The sequence below is a fragment of the Bacillus sp. FJAT-44742 genome, from assembly GCF_002797315.1.
In the GTDB taxonomy this organism is placed as follows: Bacteria; Bacillota; Bacilli; order Bacillales; family Marinococcaceae; genus Thalassorhabdus; species Thalassorhabdus alkalitolerans.
On record NZ_KZ454936.1, the window covers coordinates 540,068 to 558,288 of the forward strand.

The window sequence follows — 18,221 nt, forward strand, 5'->3', positions numbered from 1 at the left end:
AGGAGGTGACAACCATGGCAAGCAACAACAACGGCAACTCTAACCAGTTAGTTGTACCTGGAGTACAGCAGGCTCTAGATCAAATGAAGTATGAGATTGCTCAAGAATTTGGAGTAGATCTTGGAGCTGACTCAACTTCTCGTGCAAACGGTTCTGTTGGGGGAGAAATCACTAAGCGTCTTGTTCAAATGGCTGAACAGCAAATGAGCGGCTTCCAACAGCAATAATTAAATAATATGGCTAGAGAGAGACAGCATTAGCTGTCTCTTCTTTTGATCATTTTGTTGTTTGCCATTCTTTTCTTATGTCATTATGTCCTGTGTGCAACGGATTAAAACCATTAGAAAAAATAAATTGCCCGAGCTGTTTTCATGTAATGGACGATATTGGCAAAGTGATAGACCGTTTTGACGATTACAGTCCATATGAAGATATTGATATGCAAAAAAAATCAGATGGGATCAAGGATGATCTAGTGAATCATATTTGTCCTCACCTTCTTTTTTGCCCTGAATGTAAACGGGAAACCATTATTTATATAAAAGAAAAATAAAAGCGACTTTAGCTGGCAACAGGCTGTTGAGAAATGAATTCTCAGCAGCCTGTTTCTTTGAAAGTATTAATGAAGATTGGAGTTGTAAGTTATTTTGACCTGGCTTTGCTCTTCTCTGCCTCGTTTTGTGAGCGGGCTCAGCACTAAAAAGCAGGTAGCCTGGAAGCGACCTGCTGCAGCAATTCCTATGAGAAAAAAACGAGCTGAATGTTCTCCCGACTTTTTTTCAAGCCGGGGGAGTTCCTCAAGAATTACTCTGGCCTTTCTGACAGTATGAGATTAATTTTCACCAGGTTTCTCTTCTTTGTCTAATTCTCGAGCCCCTTCAATTTGCGGGAAGTCGTGGTCCGTCTTTACAACTCCTCCGGCCATGCCCTCACTAATCATTCGGTCAACATCTATAGAATAGTTTTTTCCTTGTACTTGCCCTTTTTGTTTTTTGTCCATAAAAAAGCCCCCTAGAATTAGATAGGCTTAGTATGTCAGACAGGGAAGTAATTATGTTTATATTTTAAGAAATGGGGTTATGGTCTTCGTAAATGTGATACAGCATAAGGTCATGAATTTGTTGTTCGACTTTTTCTTTCTCGTTTTCAGGCTCTTTTAGTGTCCATTCAATTGTGCCGTCTTTATAATACGTGCCTTTATAAAAAGTACCTTTATAATAGAAAGAAAAGGCCCATTCTCTTCTAACTAAATTGTTGCGCAGCTCTTTCCATTGAAAATGAGAAATCATGCAGTTCGCCCCTTCAAATGCATTATCAGTTAGTATATATTTTAGCACAAATGACAGCGTTTTCGTAAGAAAAGCGTTTCTTGGGATGAAACGCTAGGAAGACCAGTTGGGTATAAACCAAATCTTTTGGTGCCAGTGTGTAACTATTGGCTGCTTGCTTTTTACAAAATACGAAATAGAGGTAAAATAATAATCTGGATCAATAAATGTCCACCAGGCCTGAATCCTTGGAAAAATAATAGATAGTGCAATTACTTTTCCATCCCATAACACAGCTTCAATTTTTACTGAACCTGAATTGATATCTTCTTCATTTATCGCAGAAAATACTTGTCTTTCTTTTTTGTTTCCTGTCTTTTTAATGAGTTTTAAGGCCTTCTTTCGGTATTTGCGCCAATTGTTTTGGTGAAGGGAGAGAATTATCATGAAGCGTACTCCTTTCTTTTTCTCCCAGGGAAAGGTAGGCGGCCAAGCTTGCGGTAAAACATAGGAGTTGATACAGTATTGTATGTTCCACGTTCAAAAAGTGTGAGGTTGTCAAAAAGGAGAGCACATAAATGGAAGTTATTTTTTTATTTTTGCTGATGATTATCATAGGGGCATTAATTGGCGGCATGACGAACTCATTAGCGATAAAAATGTTATTCCGGCCTTACAGCCCAAAATATATCGGAAAGTGGAGGGTGCCCTTTACTCCCGGCCTGATTCCAAAGAGAAGAAAAGAATTGGCTGAACAGCTTGGACACTTAGTCGTTACTCATTTGTTAACTCCTGAAGGAATTCAGGGAAAAATCAACGACCCTTTTTTCAAAGAAGAAATGACCAAGTGGGCTCAGGATGAAACGGCTAAGCTCCTTAGAACCGAGCAATCGATTTCTGAATTTATGATTGAGAAATTTGAACGTAATCCAAGAGAGTGGGCTGAACAAACGACTCATGACTTTATAAAAGAATCGATTGGTAAGTTCTTTGAGGAAAACAGATACAAAAAAATTAAAGATGTCGCGCCGTTAGAAGTATTAAAAAGAGGAGATGACTTAGCTCCCCTTATAGGAGAATGGGTTACGAAACGAGGAGTTCAGTATTTTTCCAGCCAGGAAGGCACAGATCAGCTTCATGTTCTTCTTGAGAAATTCTTCGCTGGAAAAGGTTCAATGTTCAATTTTCTAGGGACAATGTTTGGAAATGATAAAATAGTAGCTAAGCTTCAGCCTGAAATTGTGAAATTTTTTAAAGATCCCGCTTCAAAACGTTTTATTGAGCAGTTGATATATAAAGAATGGGACCAATTGAAAGAACTACCAGTTTCTAAGGTTGAAACTTGGGTTGACAAAGAAAAAAGTGCTGGGAAAATTACAGAGTGGGTGGTACAAAAGGTCCCTGTATATGACTGGCTTGACGCTCCTTTAAATGAGTGGGTAATGCAATATGAGGAAAAAGTACTCTATGAAGGAGTTCCTTATATGGTGACAGAAGCCCAATCCTTTCTTGCTTCGAGGCTAAGTGGATTTTTACAGCGTTTAAATTTAGCTGAAGTGATAAGACTCCAGGTTGAGGCATTTTCTGTGCAGCGACTCGAAAGCATGGTTCTTACGATCTCACGCCGAGAATTTAAAATGATTACTTACCTGGGAGCACTACTAGGAGGATTTGTCGGTTTTATCCAAGGTATTATCGTAACTTTTTTCGCATAAATCATTGTTTAATGGTGATTTTTAACCCTTCTTCATGTTATCCTCGTAAAAGACTCATTAAAGGAGGACTATAAACTATGTCCAATGTATATGATAAGGCTCATGAACTAGCACGCACATTGCGTGAGAGCGATGAATTTTCTAATTTGAAGGACCTTCATGAAAAGGTGGAAAATGACGACGTGGCAAAGCGTATGCTCGATAACTTCCGCCAGCTTCAATTAGAGCTTCAACAAAAGCAAATGCAAGGCCAGCAGCCAACAGAAGAGGAAATCACACAGGCTCAAAAGCAATTTGAAATGGTGCAGCAGCATGAGACGATTTCAAAATTGATGGAAGAAGAACAACGTATGAGCACAGTGATTGGCGATGTTAACAAAATTATTACTGAACCATTAGAAGAACTTTACGGCAAGCCGGAAGAACAGTAATAGTAATACCCCTGCTCAAAAGAGAGCAGGGGTTTTTTATGGTCGGAGGACGTCCTGACTTTTTCGTTCTATTTGCATCCTGTCCTACATAAAGTGTAGAAGAAAAGGTGAACGACAAGGGAGGGAATGCAGCAGTGACCTATCGTTTATTAGCATTAAGCATTGATGGGGCAGTCTTAAGGTCAAATGGCAGAATGGCGAAAGAAACCAAAGAGGCTATTGACTTCGTACGAAATAAAGGCGTCTATGTCACTCTTATTACCAACCGAACACATCATGGAGCGAAAAAGGTAGCTAAACTGCTAAAGATGGAGCATGAGATTATTTCCCATGGCGGTGCCTTTATTGCGGGCCATGTTGAAAAGCCAATTTATGAAGCTAGAATGAACCCAGACTTGACTTATGATGTGGTTGAAATTCTTGAAAGGTTCTCCTGCCAGGTACAAGTAGAAAATGAAAGGTTTGAACTGGCAAACAGACATCAGCAGTCCAAGAATTTATTAGGGAAAATGTCTGTAGGGCTTGGCGAGTCTTTGTTCTATCCTAAAACATATGTAGATAATTTAACCGGTCATATCTTTGACCATCAGATTGGTGCTTTAAAAATAAAAGGCAATTTTGAAAGCAGGGAAGAAAGCAAAGAAGCCTTCGAAGATTTGAAAAATTCCATCCCCGGAATCAAGGTGCGGAGGAAGGAACAGGAAGTGGAAATATGCAGGGAAGAGGCTTCAAAAGAAAATGCCTTGGCTTTCTTGATCAGAGAATTGGGTATTCAGTCTGAGGAGGTAGTCATGGTTGGTTCAAAGCCGGATGATATTCCTTCTCTTAAAATGACGGGCCTGGGAGTGGCCATGGGACAATCGCCGGAAGAAGTAAAAGCTGAAGCAAATTGGATTACCCGTTCAAATAACCAGAATGGCGTTCCTTATATGATAAAAGAGGTATTTAGAAAACAAATGAAAGTAGATCAACCTTAAAGGGCCGGCAGGTGCCCTTTTTTGGTTTGGTAAAGAGAACAAACAGCAGCGGCTTAATAAAAGAGCACCAGGAAAAAGCAAATAAGGAGAAAAGGCTAAGATACAGTTGACTGAGCGAAGGCAATTCTGTAAACTTAACGTGATTTTAGAAGAGGAAGGGATTTTAGCGATGATTATAAAGGTCACCGGAGTAGAAGAAAATATGCATCAAACCCTTCAGCATATTGCCAATCTTTATTATGAAGAAAGCACAATCACAATCGGAGAAACCGATCAGTGGGATCTCTTTATTCATATTATCCAAGCAGATAAACAAACTGCATATTATACAGAAGGACAGTTACAGGACAAAAAAGACAGCACTAAAAAAGCAGACTTTTGCAAGGAAACGTTTTCTGGTGAAAGTGACAAGGATAGAAATAAGAAAGCAAAACAAGCTGTAAGTCACATTATGGTGAAGCTTTTATCCGAGTATACCGGTACCGTACAACCCTGGGGCACTTTGACGGGCATCCGGCCTACAAAGCTTTATCATAAGCTTATTCAGGAAGGATGGACAACCACCCAAATCCATTCCTATTTAAAAACAGACTATCTCCTTTCAGACGAAAAACTTAATCTTTTAGCGAAGATTGTAGAGCGTCAGCATAGTGTCCTCCCTGATTTATATGAACTTGACAAAGGTGTAAGCATATACATCGGTATTCCTTTCTGTCCTACGAAATGTGCTTATTGCACGTTTCCAGCCTACGCTATAAACGGGAGAAACGGGTCAGTGGAAACCTTCCTTGAAGGCCTTCATTATGAAATGGAACAAACAGGAAAATGGCTTGAAGAACATAACATACCCGTAACGACTGTTTATTTTGGCGGGGGAACCCCTACAAGCATTTCAGCAGAAGAAATGGACAAGTTATACAGTCATATGTACAAGGTTTTTTCAGGAATGGAGAAGGTAAGGGAAGTTACTGTAGAAGCCGGCAGGCCTGATACAATTACCCCGGAAAAAATTGAAGTACTAAAGAAGTGGAATATCGATCGCATCAGCATAAATCCTCAGTCATTTGAGGATACGACTCTTAAAGCAATCGGGCGCCACCATTCTGTTGAAGAAACTGTGACAAAATACAAGCTTGCACGCGATATGGGACTGCAAAATATTAATATGGATTTAATCATTGGGCTTCCGGGAGAGGGAGTCTCAGAAATGGAGTATTCTTTGCAGGAAACGGAAAAATTAAAGCCTGAATCTCTCACAGTTCATACTCTTTCTTTTAAAAGAGCTTCTGCCATGACAAAGCAAAAGAATAAGTATAAAGTGGCTGGCCGTAAAGAAATTGGACAAATGATGGATATGACCTCAAAATGGACAAAGGAAAATGAGTATGTCCCTTATTATCTTTACCGGCAGAAAAACATCCTTGGAAATTTAGAGAACGTAGGGTACTCCTTTAGAGGGAAAGAAAGCCTCTATAATATTATTATTATGGAAGAAGTGCAGACGATTATCGGGCTGGGGTGCGGGGCAGCCAGCAAATGGGTGGAGCCTGGAACCGGAAAAATAACCAGGTTTGCCAATCCTAAAGACCCTGTCAGCTATAATAATGGATATGAAGACTATACAAATAAAAAAATTAAACAGCTAGAAGAGCTGTTTAAAACCAAGGACTCAGCTGCATCCACAAAATAAAGAGGCCTGTGGTTCCCCACAGGCTTTTTCAACAGCCATTTTTACACGATACTGTTTACTTAGATGCAGATGAAAATCGTGTTATTAAATAAGATTCCCCCACTAGAAAAACACTCCACATTCGGACGTTTTCCTGGGCATCCGAGTGTACCTTTAAACATTCAACCAATAGAGTACTGAAAATAAAGAAAGAGCTTTCACCAATGGTGAGGGCTCTTCTCTCTGGCTGGGTTTTGTTCCTGACTCATTCTTGTTAGCTGGGGCTTTGCTCCAATTTTTTTACATCCAAAAATTTTTTAATCAGTATTTAATTACTTAGCAACCTGAAGGGACAAAGCCCCTTTTTTAATTCTAACGCTGAAAAATAAGTAATTTTCCAGAACGGGTCATTCGGTGTGTTGTTTTTTCATAGTTTTCTTCCTCTAAACGCTTTCTTCCATGAGTAATAGCTTCATCATCGGATTTGAACTGAAAGCTTTCATTCAAGAGCATTTCTCCGCTTTTATCAAAGACCGTCAGAAAATAATCCTTCATTAGAGTCTCCCCCTCACATGACTGAATAACCATTCATATTTTTATTGTAAAGAAACCTTTTTAAAATGGCAAGATAGAAGAAAGAAATTAACATCGCCATAAAATAAATGGTCATAGCTCCTCGCTGTTATACTAGGAAATAGTAAGGACTTCTGTTCTCGAATAAGCAGCTTGTGGTATCATAATGTATCTTGAAACTTGTTATATGTCTTAGGAGGACAACTATGTCATTAGAACTTAAAGGAGTTACAAAAAAGTTTGGCGGGCATACTGCGGTAAATAACTTACACCTTGAGATACCAAGTGGAGAGATGTTTGGAATGCTTGGTTCAAATGGTGCTGGAAAGACCACAACCTTTCGCATGATTATCGGGCTTCTTGACCCTACAAAAGGAAACATTCTTTGGAAGGGGAAACCACTTGGCTACAAAGAAAGTCACAGAATAGGTTATCTGCCTGAAGAGAGAGGATTATATCCTAAAGTAAAAGTGGTAGACCAGCTTGTATACTTAGGCAGGTTAAGAGGGATGAAAAAGGCTGACATTATTCCGGAAATGAGGAAATGGCTGAAGCGTTTTGAAGTAGCTCATTATGAAAAAAAGAAGGTAGAAGAGCTTTCTAAAGGAAATCAACAAAAGATACAATTTATAGCCTCTATTTTACATAGACCAGAAGTTCTGATCTTAGATGAGCCTTTTAGCGGGCTGGATCCTGTAAATGTGGAAATGCTCAAAGAAGCCGTACTAGATATAAAGAGAACAGGCACCACGATTGTATTTTCAAGTCACAGAATGGAGCATGTAGAAGAGCTATGTCAGCACCTTTGCATACTTCAGCAAGGAAGCCCTGTCGTTTATGGAAAACTGACGGAGATAAAACGCTCCTTTGGCAAAATGAATTTACTTATTCATGCAGATTTTGACACAAGGTATTTAGAAAATGTAGAAGGAGTCGTGAAATACCAGCCAAAAGCAGAAGGGGTGCTACTGCAGATCAGCTCGGAAGAAACAGCTCATCATATATTTTCATCGTTGCAGGGAAGAGGTTTTGTCCGCAGGTTTTCTTTGGAAGATCCGTCCTTAAATGATATTTTCATTGAACAGGCAGGTAAGTCTTATGAATAAGTTCTTTATCATTATGTTCCATACGTACTTGTCAAAACTAAAATCAAGGGCATTTATTGTTACTACTCTGATTACCCTGTTATTTGTGTTCGGGTTTATGAACATAGATCGGATTATAGCACTTTTTGAAACGGATGATGAACCGGCTGCAGAGGTAGCCGTGATTGATGAAACAAACGATTTGTTTGAAGCGGCAGACTATCATGTTCAGCAATTATACGACAATATTATCCTGGTTGATGTCGGTGAAAATGAAGAAGCGGCGTTAGAAGCTGTGGAACGAGGAGATTTTAACGGCCTGCTGATTTTAGATTATGAAAATGGGGAGGTTCCAGGCGGTGAATACTATGCACCGACTGTCGCAGAACAAAGCTTGCCGCTGCAGCTTGAGCAGGCTCTCCAACAGGTGAAAATAGAGCACATGACTGCTACTTTAGATCTTGATCAGGAAACGGTGGAAGCGATTTACGCTCCTGTGTCGTTTGAAAGAACCGCGTTAGATGAAGGAGCAAGGTCTGAAGCGGAATTAAATCAAGCTCGTTTTCTCGTTTATATTCTTCTATTTGTCATTTACTTTTCTGTCTTGTTTTTAGGGAGCTTAATAGCAATGGAAGTGGCCACGGAAAAATCGTCTCGCGTTATGGAAATACTAATTTCCAGCGCTTCTCCGGTGAAACAGATGTTCGGTAAAATAGCAGGCATCGGCCTGTTAGGATTAACGCAGTTTTTCTTGATTTTCTTAATAGGGCTCTGGTCCTTTCAGGGTCAGCCGGCTCAGCAGCCAGCAGACGTTCAAGAGCCAGCTGGAGGCCTGCCGTTCTTTGAAGCTACTGATCTTTCTCTTGTATTACTCTTATATGCTTTTGTCTTCTTTTTTCTTGGATATTTGTTATACGCCACCCTATCAGCCATGCTCGGCTCAATTGTAAGCCGCATAGAGGATGTCAACGCCTCTATTACACCTGTGAACATGCTTGTCATATCAGCTTTTTTCATAGCAATGTTTGGGTTGAGCAGCCCGGAATCGCCAATTATTACGGTTACCTCTTTTATCCCGTTTTTTACACCAATGATTATGTTTTTGCGAGTGGGAATGCTGGAGGTGCCGGTATGGGAAGTCGCTCTATCTATCGTATTGATGCTGGCTGCTATCGCTTTCTTTGCCTGGGTCGGTGCCCGAGTATACCGAGGGGGAGTCTTGATGTATGGCACCTCTCGTTCCCTGAAAGAACTAAGAAAAGCATTCAAGCTAAAATAGAAGGTGCCTGGCACCAAGACATATGGCACCAAGACATACTGTAATGATTTTGTAATAAAAGGAGGGGCATGTGCTCTTCCTTTTTAAATTCCGCTCAAAGTCCTGGTGCAGCAATGAAAAAAGGAAAGAAATGTTTCGAAATTAGCCTATTTTATCTCTTTGTTTTTTTCTCTAGTGAAGTATAATAAGATCATAGAATCGTAAATGGGGGTGCCTTTGAATAGGGTGCCGGAGGTGTCTGATGGCAAAAAATAAGAAAAAGAAAAAAAGACTGATTATCGTCCCGGCAGTTCTTTGCATAGCGGTGCTGGCGCTGGGTTGGGGTTTTTATATAGAAAACAAAGACTCATTCAGAGGCTTTAAAGGCGGATCTATGACTTATTTTGGAAAAAATGAAATACCTGAGGAATATATACCTGTGTATAAAGAAGCGGAGGAGGAATACGGAGTTCCTTGGAATCTATTAGCTTCCATTCATAGAATAGAAACCGTTTTTTCCACTATGGATAACATGGTGAGCCCTGCAGGGGCAATCGGTCATATGCAGTTTATGCCTTGTACATTTGTAGGCTGGAACTACCCAGGTTGTGCCGGAGGCTTAGGGGATGCTGAAATAGCTGAAGATGAAATGACCGATCCGGACGTGATTAATGAGTATGGCGGATACGGCGTTGATGCATCGGGCAATGGGAAAGCTGATCCTTGGGATATTGAGGACTCAGTATTTTCTGCAGCTAAATTCCTTGCTGCCAATGGGGCTGCAGAAGGGAACTATGAAAATGCTGTCTTTGCTTACAACCGGGCAGACTGGTATGTCGATGAGGTGCTGGAATACGCAGACAATTATAGCGAAGACTTTGTTGCAGTAGATAAGTCTGAACAAACCGTCATGAAACTATTTTCGAGTTTTCTGCCATAAAAATAGCTGTTTTGATTATGAATGTCCTGTAGAGCGGATATAATGAAGAACGTTAGTGAAATGGATGGCAAGCACAGGCCGGTGTAAAGACTTGTCTATTAGGAAGAATAAATAGCGAAAGGGGGACAGGAAAATGCTGGAGCTATTACTTGATATAAGCTGGCTTGAAATTATTTTTACCCTATCCGTGCTTATGATTTCCGGCTGGGTAGCAGTTCAAGTACTAAGCGCGGCTTTTTCATTCCATAAACGTCCTGTCTCCCATTCCGTACCTGAAAAAGAAACGCTTCCTGCTCAGGAAACAGCAAGGCGGCTTACCTTTATTATGCAGCGCAGGAAAATTCCCGGAGCAGATGAAAATAAGGATGACGAAGACACCTCCCTATTTGTATTTTAAAAATACGATTATAGGGAGGAAATAATAATTGAATAAAAAAACGCTAATCTTTATTATTTTGCTTGCTTTACTTTCGGTTTTGGCAGCAGGCTGCGGAATGGACAAATCCCATATCACGATGGAAAGCGAAGGGGTCTGGAATCATTACTTTGTCTACCCTCTTTCCTGGATGCTTATTGCGGTTGCCAACCTTTTAAATGGAAGCTACGGTGCTGCTATTATTCTAATGACTATCTTTATTAGAATTCTGCTCCTTCCTTTGTTTTTAAAGCAGCAAAAGAGCGCGAAGGCGATGAGAGAGTTAAAGCCTGAAATGGAGCGCCTTAAAGATAAGTATGATTTAAAGAAAGAAAAAGAAATGCAAAAGTATCAGCGAGAGATGCTGGGCCTTTATCAAAGCAATGGAATCAATCCGGCTGCGGGCTGTCTCCCCATTATGGTACAGCTTCCAATTCTAATGGCCTTTTACTTTGCTATTATGAGGACAGAGGAGATTTCTTCACACTCGTTTTTGTGGATGAACCTTGGTCAGCCTGATCCTTTTTATATCATGCCTTTTCTGGCAGGTGCTGCAATGTTTATGCAGACAAAGCTCGGAATGAATGAAATGCCTGCAAATATGAAACCTGCCATGTATTTAATGCCTGTGATGCTTATTGGTGTCGGGTTCGCCCTGCCTTCTGCCCTATCACTGTACTGGTTTGCTGGAAGTTTATTTATGATTACACAAACGTACCTCGTGTTAAAAACAAAATAATTAACACAATAAGCCTGCTCCCTGAATAGGATACTCGTGTAAAAGGGGGTAGGCTTTTATCATGAATAACTGGAACAACAATAACTGGAACGACAACGGCTGGGACAATAACTGGAATAACAATTGGAATAATAACCATGGTACACATCACACTATGGGGGATATGAAACAGCTTTGTCAGCAGCACATTGGCCAGCATGTAGCTCTGCAAACCGCTGATCATCAAATGTTCAACGGGATTATTGAGAATGTAGATGATGAAAATGTTTATCTGTCTGTACCTGAATACGATGAGTCAGATATGATGCATATGCAGCAAATGATGCATCAGCCTCACATGATGCCAGAGATGCATCAGCAGATGATGCCTTATGGTGGCATGCAGCCGGGACAGCACATGCCGACACATATGATGCAGCAGCCGGCAGGCTCAGGATGTGGCTGCGGTACAAGAAATGCGAGCCTAGGGGCTGAAGAACAAAGACAATTTATAGGCCCCTATGGAGGAGGTTATGGTTTTGGAGGATATCCATACGGATGGTATGGTCGTCCACCATTCTTCCCGCGTCCGCGCCGCTTCCAACGGCTTATTCTTCCATTAGCAGCTCTTGTCGCTCTTTCTGCACTACCTGGGTTTGGATACTGGTAAGACACGAAGGCACTTTCTTAGTGCCTTCTTTTATTTTTTGCTGAAAAATGTTAAACATAGAAGGAACTATTATATGTAAGAACAAATGCTCCCTTTTTGATATAATGGAGAAAAAAGGATATAAAAAGCAGGTGTATCAACTTATGAAAGAATTGAAATTTATTCATGCTGCAGATTTACATATAGGCAGTCCTATTTCTGCCCAAATTCATGGAAGCGATTATATAAAAGATATTATTAGGGAGTGCATTCATCAGTCAATAACGAGGATGGTTCGTGATGCAATTGACAGGAAAGTTGATTTTGTCATTTTAGCAGGCGATTTATTTGATGATGAAAACAGAAGTGTCAAGGGACAGCTTTGGCTAAGAGAGGAGTTTTTAAAGCTAAAGGAGGCTGACATAAAGGTGTACATCGTTTTTGGGAACCATGATCCTTTGGACAGCCGTTTTGCTCCTGTCACCTGGCCTGACAATGTCTATGTTTTTCCTTCAGCAAGTACAGTTATGACATTGGAGAAAGATAAACTTCCTGTTGCTAATTTGTACGGTTGCAGTTATCCCAAAAAGGCTGTGACAGAAAACCTGGCGGCTTCGTATAAGAAGGAGGACGAACCCTGCTTTCATATTGGCATTCTACATGGACAGGAAAGGTCGCTGGATAGTCATGCTCCTTACGCACCTTTTACTGTAAAAGAATTATCAGAGAAAGGAATGGATTACTGGGCGTTAGGACATATTCACACCAGGCAGTCTCTTCATCCCTCCATTCATTACCCGGGCAATATTCAAGGAAGAAACAAGAAAGAAACAGGACAAAAAGGGTATTTATTTGTAGAACTTAAAGAATCCCAAGATCCAGAGGTAACCTTTTGTTCCTCCGCTCCTGTACAATTTGTTAATGTAACGCTATCTGTGACTGACTGCAAAAGCGTGGATGAGATAATCAATAAATTTTGGACAAAAATGAAGATGAATGTTTTAGAAGAAGTGAAAGTTTACCTTGTATCACTTTGTTTAACAGGCACGGGAGCTATCTCATCACATTTATCAGAAGAACAAGTTGTAGAGGAAATGAAAGATGTTATAAATACTCTTGGAGAGACTGATAAACCGTTTCTACAAGTCATTGGTGTAGAAAACGAGACAAACCTCGAATGGGACAAAGCAGCATTGGCGAGGGAAGGTCATTTTCTAGGTGACGTTTTTAAAGCTGGAGAAGTCCTCAAAAATGACGCTGAATCTATATGGGAAGAATGGGAGGAGCTCTTTTCCCACCCCAAGGCAAGAAAGTTTATTACGAAGCCTGATAAAGATGAAAGCAGGGAAATCATTGAAAAAGCAGAAAAATTGCTTGGTGATGCTTGGATGAAGGAGTAATGCTGATGAGAATAAAGGAAATTTATATATTTGGCTTCGGGCAGTTTCAGGATTTTTCTCTATCTTTTTCTGATGATCATTTTCAAGTGATTTATGGGAAAAATGAAGCTGGAAAGTCTACGATAATGGCATTCATTCAAGCTGTATTATTCGGATTTCCTACAAAAAAGGAGAAAGAGCAGCGCTTAGAACCGCGATCTTCTTCTGCATATGGAGGTATTATTACTCTTATCTCAAAAGATGGTAATAAGGTGAAAATACAGCGTGTAAAAGGAAAAAAAGCAACAGGAGATGTAAGTGTTTTCTTGGAGGACGGTACAACCGAAGGGGAAGAATGGCTGAATGTCTTTTTGCATCAAATGGACCGTTCTTTATATAAAGCCATTTACAGCTTTGGCCTTGAGGGCCTTTATCATATACAGCAGGCAAGCGGTAAGACATTGAGCAATTACCTATATGAAGCAGGAATGACTGGAACCAGACAGGTGTCTTATATTGAAAAGGAATATAAACAGAAGCTTGATGAACTGTTTAAGCCCAGAGGCCAAAATCCTTCTCTTAATAAGGGTGTCAATGATTTACAAGAGAAAAAGAAGGCTTTACTCCAATGGGAAGCTTACTTTTCTGAATATGATAAACTTCAGGAGGAACATAAATCGTTACAAGAAGAAGTTCAGCTGATACAAAAGAAAAAAGAAAAAACAGCTAAGGAAATAGAGAGAACAAAACGTCTTCTTGCCTTAGAAACATTGGTAGAAGAAATGGACCACCTTGAAAAAAGAGGACAAGAATTACAAGTGTACAGTATGTTTTCAGTGAGTGCTGAAAAAGAATTAGAGCGTTTACAGAGAGCAGAAAAGGAGCTTTCTGAAAGGATTGAAACAGAAACATATAAAATGACAGAGCTTGAAGAGGATATCTCTTCTATTAAGATAAATGAAACAGTATTGAAAAACGAATTACATTTTTATGCTCTAAAAGACCGCCTTGGAGTTCACGAACGAGAAAAAGAAGAAATCGCCGGGATAAAAAAAGAAGCGGAAAAAGAAAAAGAAGAAATTTTATCGCTGGCAAGAGATACGGGCTGGAAAAGCGAAAGACCTGAAGGCGTTTTTTATCCAAATACCTCAGTTGCAGCAGAGCAGGAACTGGTAACCATTACAGAAGCCGTAAGGCAGGCACTTGATCGTGAACGCTTTTTTCAAGAACAACTTTCCCTTCAGGAAGAGAAAGTCAGATTGGCAGAAGAAGAAGCAACAGAAGCGAAGAGGTGGCTGCTCTCTTATGAGGAAAGAGCAAATGTACAAGAAAAGGTTCATGATAAACGAGAAGACAAGGATACCTCTTCTTCTATCTTTGCAGTATCGTTATTTATTATAAGCTTCGTATTCCTAGGAAGCTGGCAGGTCTTTACAGCTTCTCCCTTTCTCGGGGTGTTATTCTTTGCCTTGGCGTTAGGAGGTTACTTATGGCTGGTAAGGACACAAGGAGCAAATAAAAACGCAACTCAAGGCTCTTTAAAGGATGACAACAGCATGGATGCAAGAAGAAGAATAGAGGATGATGATTTTTTAAAAAGACAGTTGGAGCAATTGCAATGGAAGAAAGAAAAAGAAGAAAAGACTTTACAGGAGCTTCATAAAAAGAAAGAAGAATTTTCCCGCACTCGCCTCCAAAAAGAAACCGAGTTTGTTTATTGGAAAGAAGAGTATGGTTTCCCAGATTACCTGAATACCAGGTTAGCTGAGAAAGTGTTTTACCGGATAAAAGAAATGCAAAACAAGAGTCGTTCCCTGGCTCAAAAAAAAGAAGATATCGGGCATTTAGAAAAAAGCCTCAATCAGTATGAAAAAGAGGTTTTACAGCTGGCTGATACGTTTGCGATTTCATCTGTCAAGGAGACTCGAATGTTGATTTACCAAATGGAAAAAACTCTCGACCTGGAAAAAGAAAAAGCAACAGAAAAAAGCGATAAAGAAAAAGAATGGTTGAATCTGCAAAAAGAAATGAAAAAGAAAAAAGAAAGCATGTATCAAATAAAGGATTCTATCAATTCAATCCTCTCTTCTTTTCATGTAAACACAGTTGAAGAGTATTATAACGCAATGACAAAAAAGCGTGAGCATGACCGCTTGGCTGAAAGATATGAACTCATTTTGGGTCAAATGAAACCGTACAGGGATGAAGGAGAGACTATTGAAGCACTAAAGGCTGAAATAAGAGCAATGGAAAAGCCCTCCTCTGTATTGCTTGGTGAGAAGGAACAAAAAATAAAATATTATCAAGCCAGAGAAAAGGAAATTCAAGAAAAAAAAGCAGAGAAGAAACAAAGGCTGACCTCTATAGAGAAGGGAGGAACCTATGAAGAGCAACTCCAACGGTATAAAGAAGATACAATAACTGTAAATGAACTGGCAAAAGAATGGGCAGTTTACAAAACGGCTTTAGTAATGATTAATAAGGCAAAAGCTGTCCATGAAAAAGAACGACAGCCGCAAGTGATGAAAAAGGCAGCCAGATACTTTGCTGTTCTTACAGAAGGGGAATACGTAAATTTGTTTGCCCCTTTGGGGGAACAGCGGTTTGTGGCAGAAAATAAACGAGGTCTAAGGTTTTCCCCTGAGGAATTAAGCAGGGGAACGGCTGAACAGTTATATCTGGCTTTACGCTTAGCACTGGCCGAAATTCATGATCCTGCCCTTTCCTTTCCGCTGATTATGGATGATCCTTTTGTGAATTTTGATGACCAGCGAAGAAAACGAGCTTTTTCCCTGTTAAGCCAATTGTCACAAACCCGGCAGATTATTTACTTTTCATGTCATTCTCATAGTAAAGAAGAGATAAGTCCGGCTAGAGTTAATCACTTATCTGAGGAATACGGAGAAAGTGTTTAAAAATTTGGTATCTACTACAAAGAGATGGCACTTTCATAAAAAGATTGATACGATGTGTGGGAAGAGATCGAAGGTAAAGCCTTGTAAGGCCAAATAACGTTAAGGTGAAAGGAATAGAGGCTTATGAGTTATACCGTTTACTTAGTGGAAGATGAACAGAATTTATCGGAAGTTTTAAAAGCATATATGGAAAAAGAGGGCTGGACAGTAGAGGTATATGATAATGGGGATGATGCCATTTCCGCGATCGATAAGCCTCCCCACCTGTGGGTCCTGGATATTATGCTTCCTGGAACAGACGGATACCAAATTTTAAAAGGGATCCGTGAAAAAGAAGGAGAGGTCCCAGTAATCTTTATTTCAGCCCGGGACCAGGATCTTGATCGGGTTTTGGGGCTGGAAATGGGAAGTGATGATTATTTAGCTAAACCTTTTCTCCCCCAGGAGTTAATCATACGTGCGAAAAAGCTTCTCTCTCGCGTATATGGCTCTCAGGTTCAGGAAGTAAAGAAAAGGGAGCTTAACGATTACGTCATCGACCCTGAGGCAAGAACAGTAACAGACAGACTTAATAATAATGAAGTCATTGATTTAACAACAAAGGAAATGGATTTAATTCTTTTGCTTACAGAAGAGCTTGGGAAAGCTCTTTCCAGAGAGGATATCATTGAACAGGTATGGGGGGAAAATTACTTCGGGTCTGAACGGGCAGTGGATGATGTTGTGCGCCGAGTTAGAAAGAAGATGGATCGCATACATCTTGAAACACTGTATGGTTATGGATACCGTGTTCTATCATCATGATGAAGGTAAATTTAACCCAGAGAATCTGGCTTTCTTTTATTGCAATTATTGTTCTGGTTGGTCTGACAATTACGGTTATTTATCCAATTTCGATTCGCGGCACCTTGACTGATGAAACGTACAGGATTATAGAACAGGAGCAGGCCAGGTTTGCCAATCCATTCAGTGACTATTTCTCTCCACCGCAATCAGAGCTTGATTTTATTGAAAGAAGGGAAGCAGAAAGGTCAGTAGGTCATTTATTTTTATTTGACCAGCTCGGCACTCTGCGCGGAGAGCCTATTCCACCTGATGAAGTACTGCAGGAGATCGTTTCAAATGCAGTAAACCAGGAGGGAAACCGGCAAAGGTATGAGTTAACGTACCACGGAGCTACTTTATTCTATGTAATTTCTCGTATCGAATCTGATGGAGAAGAGGCCTATCAGATCTCTTATATGTGGGACACATATAGAGATTTGATGGTAAATCGTCTTTGGGAAAGACTAGTTTATTTAATGTTAATTACAAGTGCCCTCAGTCTTCTGCCGGCTATTTGGCTGAAAAGATATTTAAGGCAGCCTTTAAGAGTGCTTGGAGATCGATTTGAGCAAATTGCCAAGCGAAATTGGAAAGAGCCATTTCGATGGGAAGGGGACGAAGATTTTCAAAAGCTTTCAGATCAGTTTGAGAGGATGCGCCAAAATCTTATCAGGTACGACCGTTCTCAAAAAACATTTATCCAGCATGCTTCCCATGAATTAAAGACACCCATTATGGTGGTAAAAACGTATGCCCAGTCAGTAAAAGACGGCATCATGCCTAAAGATGATCTCGGGCAGACAATGGATGTTATTTTGGAGGAAGCGGATCGGATGGATAAGCGTGTAAAGGACATGCTTTATTTTACAAAACTTGATGCCTTAAAAAAAGAAACAATCAACTTGGAAGAACTTGTATTTGGCGCATTAGCATTCAGAATAGAAGAGAGATTCCGGATGCAAAGGGAGGATATAAGCTTTGTCATTGAGGGAGCCGATCTGAAGTTCAAAGGGGACTCTGAGCATCTTCAAGTTCTCTTGGAAAACCTTGTAGAAAACTCGATGAGGTATGCCAAGGATACCATATGGATTCGGGCCGTTGATGAAGGAACAAATATAGCTATTATTGTAAAAAACAATGGTGAAAAGATAGAAGAAGAGGACATCCCTCATTTATTTGATCCTTTCAGAAAAGGGAACAAAGGGCAATTCGGATTAGGACTGGCTATCGTCCGTCGCATAGCTGAGCTTCATCACGGCTATCACGAGGTCTTTAATGAAGAAGATGGTGTAAGTTTTAAGATTACGATTCCTAAATCGTAAATAACCCTGGCATATAATGGTGCTCCCGCTCATAAGTTAATAACCAGGAGGACAAGTTTAAATGTAAGAGGAGGGGGAGACC

General features: G+C 40.2%; 20 protein-coding genes. 16 read left to right on the plus strand and 4 right to left on the minus strand.

The window, feature by feature from the left end:
• The first annotated feature begins 14 nt into the window (after positions 1 to 14).
• Together CEF17_RS02705 and CEF17_RS02710 are read left to right on the plus strand one after the other, a co-directional pair.
• On the plus strand, positions 15 to 227 hold the full coding sequence (locus tag CEF17_RS02705) for an alpha/beta-type small acid-soluble spore protein (protein ID WP_100398177.1): 213 nt from the start codon (positions 15 to 17) through the stop codon (positions 225 to 227).
• Between the two features lie 149 nt (positions 228 to 376).
• Positions 377 to 553: a cysteine-rich KTR domain-containing protein gene (locus CEF17_RS02710; protein WP_232725399.1), complete on the plus strand. Its 177-nt coding sequence runs from the start codon at positions 377 to 379 to the stop codon at positions 551 to 553.
• A gap of 279 nt (positions 554 to 832) precedes the next feature.
• Here the strand turns inward: CEF17_RS02710 and CEF17_RS20265 are convergent, their stop codons facing one another.
• From CEF17_RS20265 to CEF17_RS02725, 3 genes are all read right to left on the minus strand, one after another.
• Complete coding sequence (locus CEF17_RS20265) at positions 833 to 1,000, minus strand: hypothetical protein (RefSeq protein ID WP_198153415.1); 168 nt, start codon at positions 998 to 1,000, stop codon at positions 833 to 835.
• A 64-nt stretch (positions 1,001 to 1,064) separates the two neighbouring features.
• Entirely contained in the window at positions 1,065 to 1,289 is a 225-nt protein-coding gene (locus CEF17_RS02720) for a YheE family protein (RefSeq protein WP_100398180.1), read from the minus strand.
• A 93-nt stretch (positions 1,290 to 1,382) separates the two neighbouring features.
• The gene (locus CEF17_RS02725) at positions 1,383 to 1,715 is read right to left on the minus strand and encodes a hypothetical protein (protein ID WP_100398181.1); all 333 of its coding nucleotides are present in this window, start codon (positions 1,713 to 1,715) and stop codon (positions 1,383 to 1,385) included.
• Positions 1,716 to 1,846: 131 nt separating this feature from the next.
• Here CEF17_RS02725 and CEF17_RS02730 point away from each other — a divergent pair, with 131 nt between their 5' ends.
• From CEF17_RS02730 to CEF17_RS02745, 4 genes are all read left to right on the plus strand, one after another.
• Positions 1,847 to 2,983, plus strand: a complete 1,137-nt coding sequence (locus tag CEF17_RS02730; protein ID WP_100398182.1) for a DUF445 domain-containing protein — start codon at positions 1,847 to 1,849, stop codon at positions 2,981 to 2,983.
• A gap of 77 nt (positions 2,984 to 3,060) precedes the next feature.
• Entirely contained in the window at positions 3,061 to 3,414 is a 354-nt protein-coding gene (locus tag CEF17_RS02735; protein ID WP_054635583.1) for a YlbF/YmcA family competence regulator, read from the plus strand.
• A 107-nt stretch (positions 3,415 to 3,521) separates the two neighbouring features.
• Positions 3,522 to 4,391, plus strand: a complete 870-nt coding sequence (locus CEF17_RS02740; protein ID WP_198508866.1) for an HAD hydrolase family protein — start codon at positions 3,522 to 3,524, stop codon at positions 4,389 to 4,391.
• 169 nt (positions 4,392 to 4,560) lie between these two features.
• Positions 4,561 to 6,081, plus strand: a complete 1,521-nt coding sequence (locus CEF17_RS02745; protein ID WP_100400766.1) for a coproporphyrinogen III oxidase — start codon at positions 4,561 to 4,563, stop codon at positions 6,079 to 6,081.
• A gap of 351 nt (positions 6,082 to 6,432) precedes the next feature.
• Here the strand turns inward: CEF17_RS02745 and CEF17_RS02750 are convergent, their stop codons facing one another.
• Positions 6,433 to 6,615, minus strand: coding sequence for a YhzD family protein (locus CEF17_RS02750; protein ID WP_100398184.1), 183 nt, complete (start codon positions 6,613 to 6,615; stop codon positions 6,433 to 6,435).
• A 224-nt stretch (positions 6,616 to 6,839) separates the two neighbouring features.
• On the opposite strand from CEF17_RS02750, the gene CEF17_RS02755 reads away from it, so the two are divergent.
• The 10 genes from CEF17_RS02755 (at position 6,840) to CEF17_RS02800 (ending at position 18,139) form a co-directional block, all read left to right on the plus strand.
• Complete coding sequence (locus CEF17_RS02755; protein ID WP_100398185.1) at positions 6,840 to 7,739, plus strand: ABC transporter ATP-binding protein; 900 nt, start codon at positions 6,840 to 6,842, stop codon at positions 7,737 to 7,739.
• On the plus strand, positions 7,732 to 8,997 hold the full coding sequence (locus tag CEF17_RS02760) for an ABC transporter permease (RefSeq protein WP_100398186.1): 1,266 nt from the start codon (positions 7,732 to 7,734) through the stop codon (positions 8,995 to 8,997). Before CEF17_RS02755 ends, CEF17_RS02760 begins: the two co-directional genes overlap by 8 nt.
• A gap of 241 nt (positions 8,998 to 9,238) precedes the next feature.
• Positions 9,239 to 9,916: a lytic transglycosylase domain-containing protein gene (locus tag CEF17_RS02765; RefSeq protein ID WP_100398187.1), complete on the plus strand. Its 678-nt coding sequence runs from the start codon at positions 9,239 to 9,241 to the stop codon at positions 9,914 to 9,916.
• A 133-nt stretch (positions 9,917 to 10,049) separates the two neighbouring features.
• Positions 10,050 to 10,313: a hypothetical protein gene (locus CEF17_RS02770; protein WP_100398188.1), complete on the plus strand. Its 264-nt coding sequence runs from the start codon at positions 10,050 to 10,052 to the stop codon at positions 10,311 to 10,313.
• Between the two features lie 28 nt (positions 10,314 to 10,341).
• Entirely contained in the window at positions 10,342 to 11,070 is a 729-nt protein-coding gene (yidC, locus tag CEF17_RS02775) for a membrane protein insertase YidC (protein ID WP_100398189.1), read from the plus strand.
• Positions 11,071 to 11,131: 61 nt separating this feature from the next.
• A complete protein-coding gene (locus tag CEF17_RS02780) occupies positions 11,132 to 11,719 on the plus strand; it encodes a hypothetical protein (RefSeq protein ID WP_100398190.1) in 588 nt (195 codons plus the stop codon).
• Positions 11,720 to 11,862: 143 nt separating this feature from the next.
• Positions 11,863 to 13,098 carry a metallophosphoesterase family protein gene (locus CEF17_RS02785; protein WP_157842905.1) on the plus strand — a complete coding sequence of 412 codons (1,236 nt, stop codon included), beginning with the start codon at positions 11,863 to 11,865 and terminating at the stop codon, positions 13,096 to 13,098.
• 5 nt (positions 13,099 to 13,103) lie between these two features.
• Entirely contained in the window at positions 13,104 to 15,992 is a 2,889-nt protein-coding gene (locus tag CEF17_RS02790) for an ATP-binding protein (RefSeq protein WP_157842906.1), read from the plus strand.
• Between the two features lie 123 nt (positions 15,993 to 16,115).
• On the plus strand, positions 16,116 to 16,796 hold the full coding sequence (locus CEF17_RS02795; RefSeq protein ID WP_100398193.1) for a response regulator transcription factor: 681 nt from the start codon (positions 16,116 to 16,118) through the stop codon (positions 16,794 to 16,796).
• Positions 16,793 to 18,139, plus strand: coding sequence for a sensor histidine kinase (locus tag CEF17_RS02800; RefSeq protein WP_100398194.1), 1,347 nt, complete (start codon positions 16,793 to 16,795; stop codon positions 18,137 to 18,139). Before CEF17_RS02795 ends, CEF17_RS02800 begins: the two co-directional genes overlap by 4 nt.
• The last annotated feature ends 82 nt before the right edge of the window (positions 18,140 to 18,221 follow it).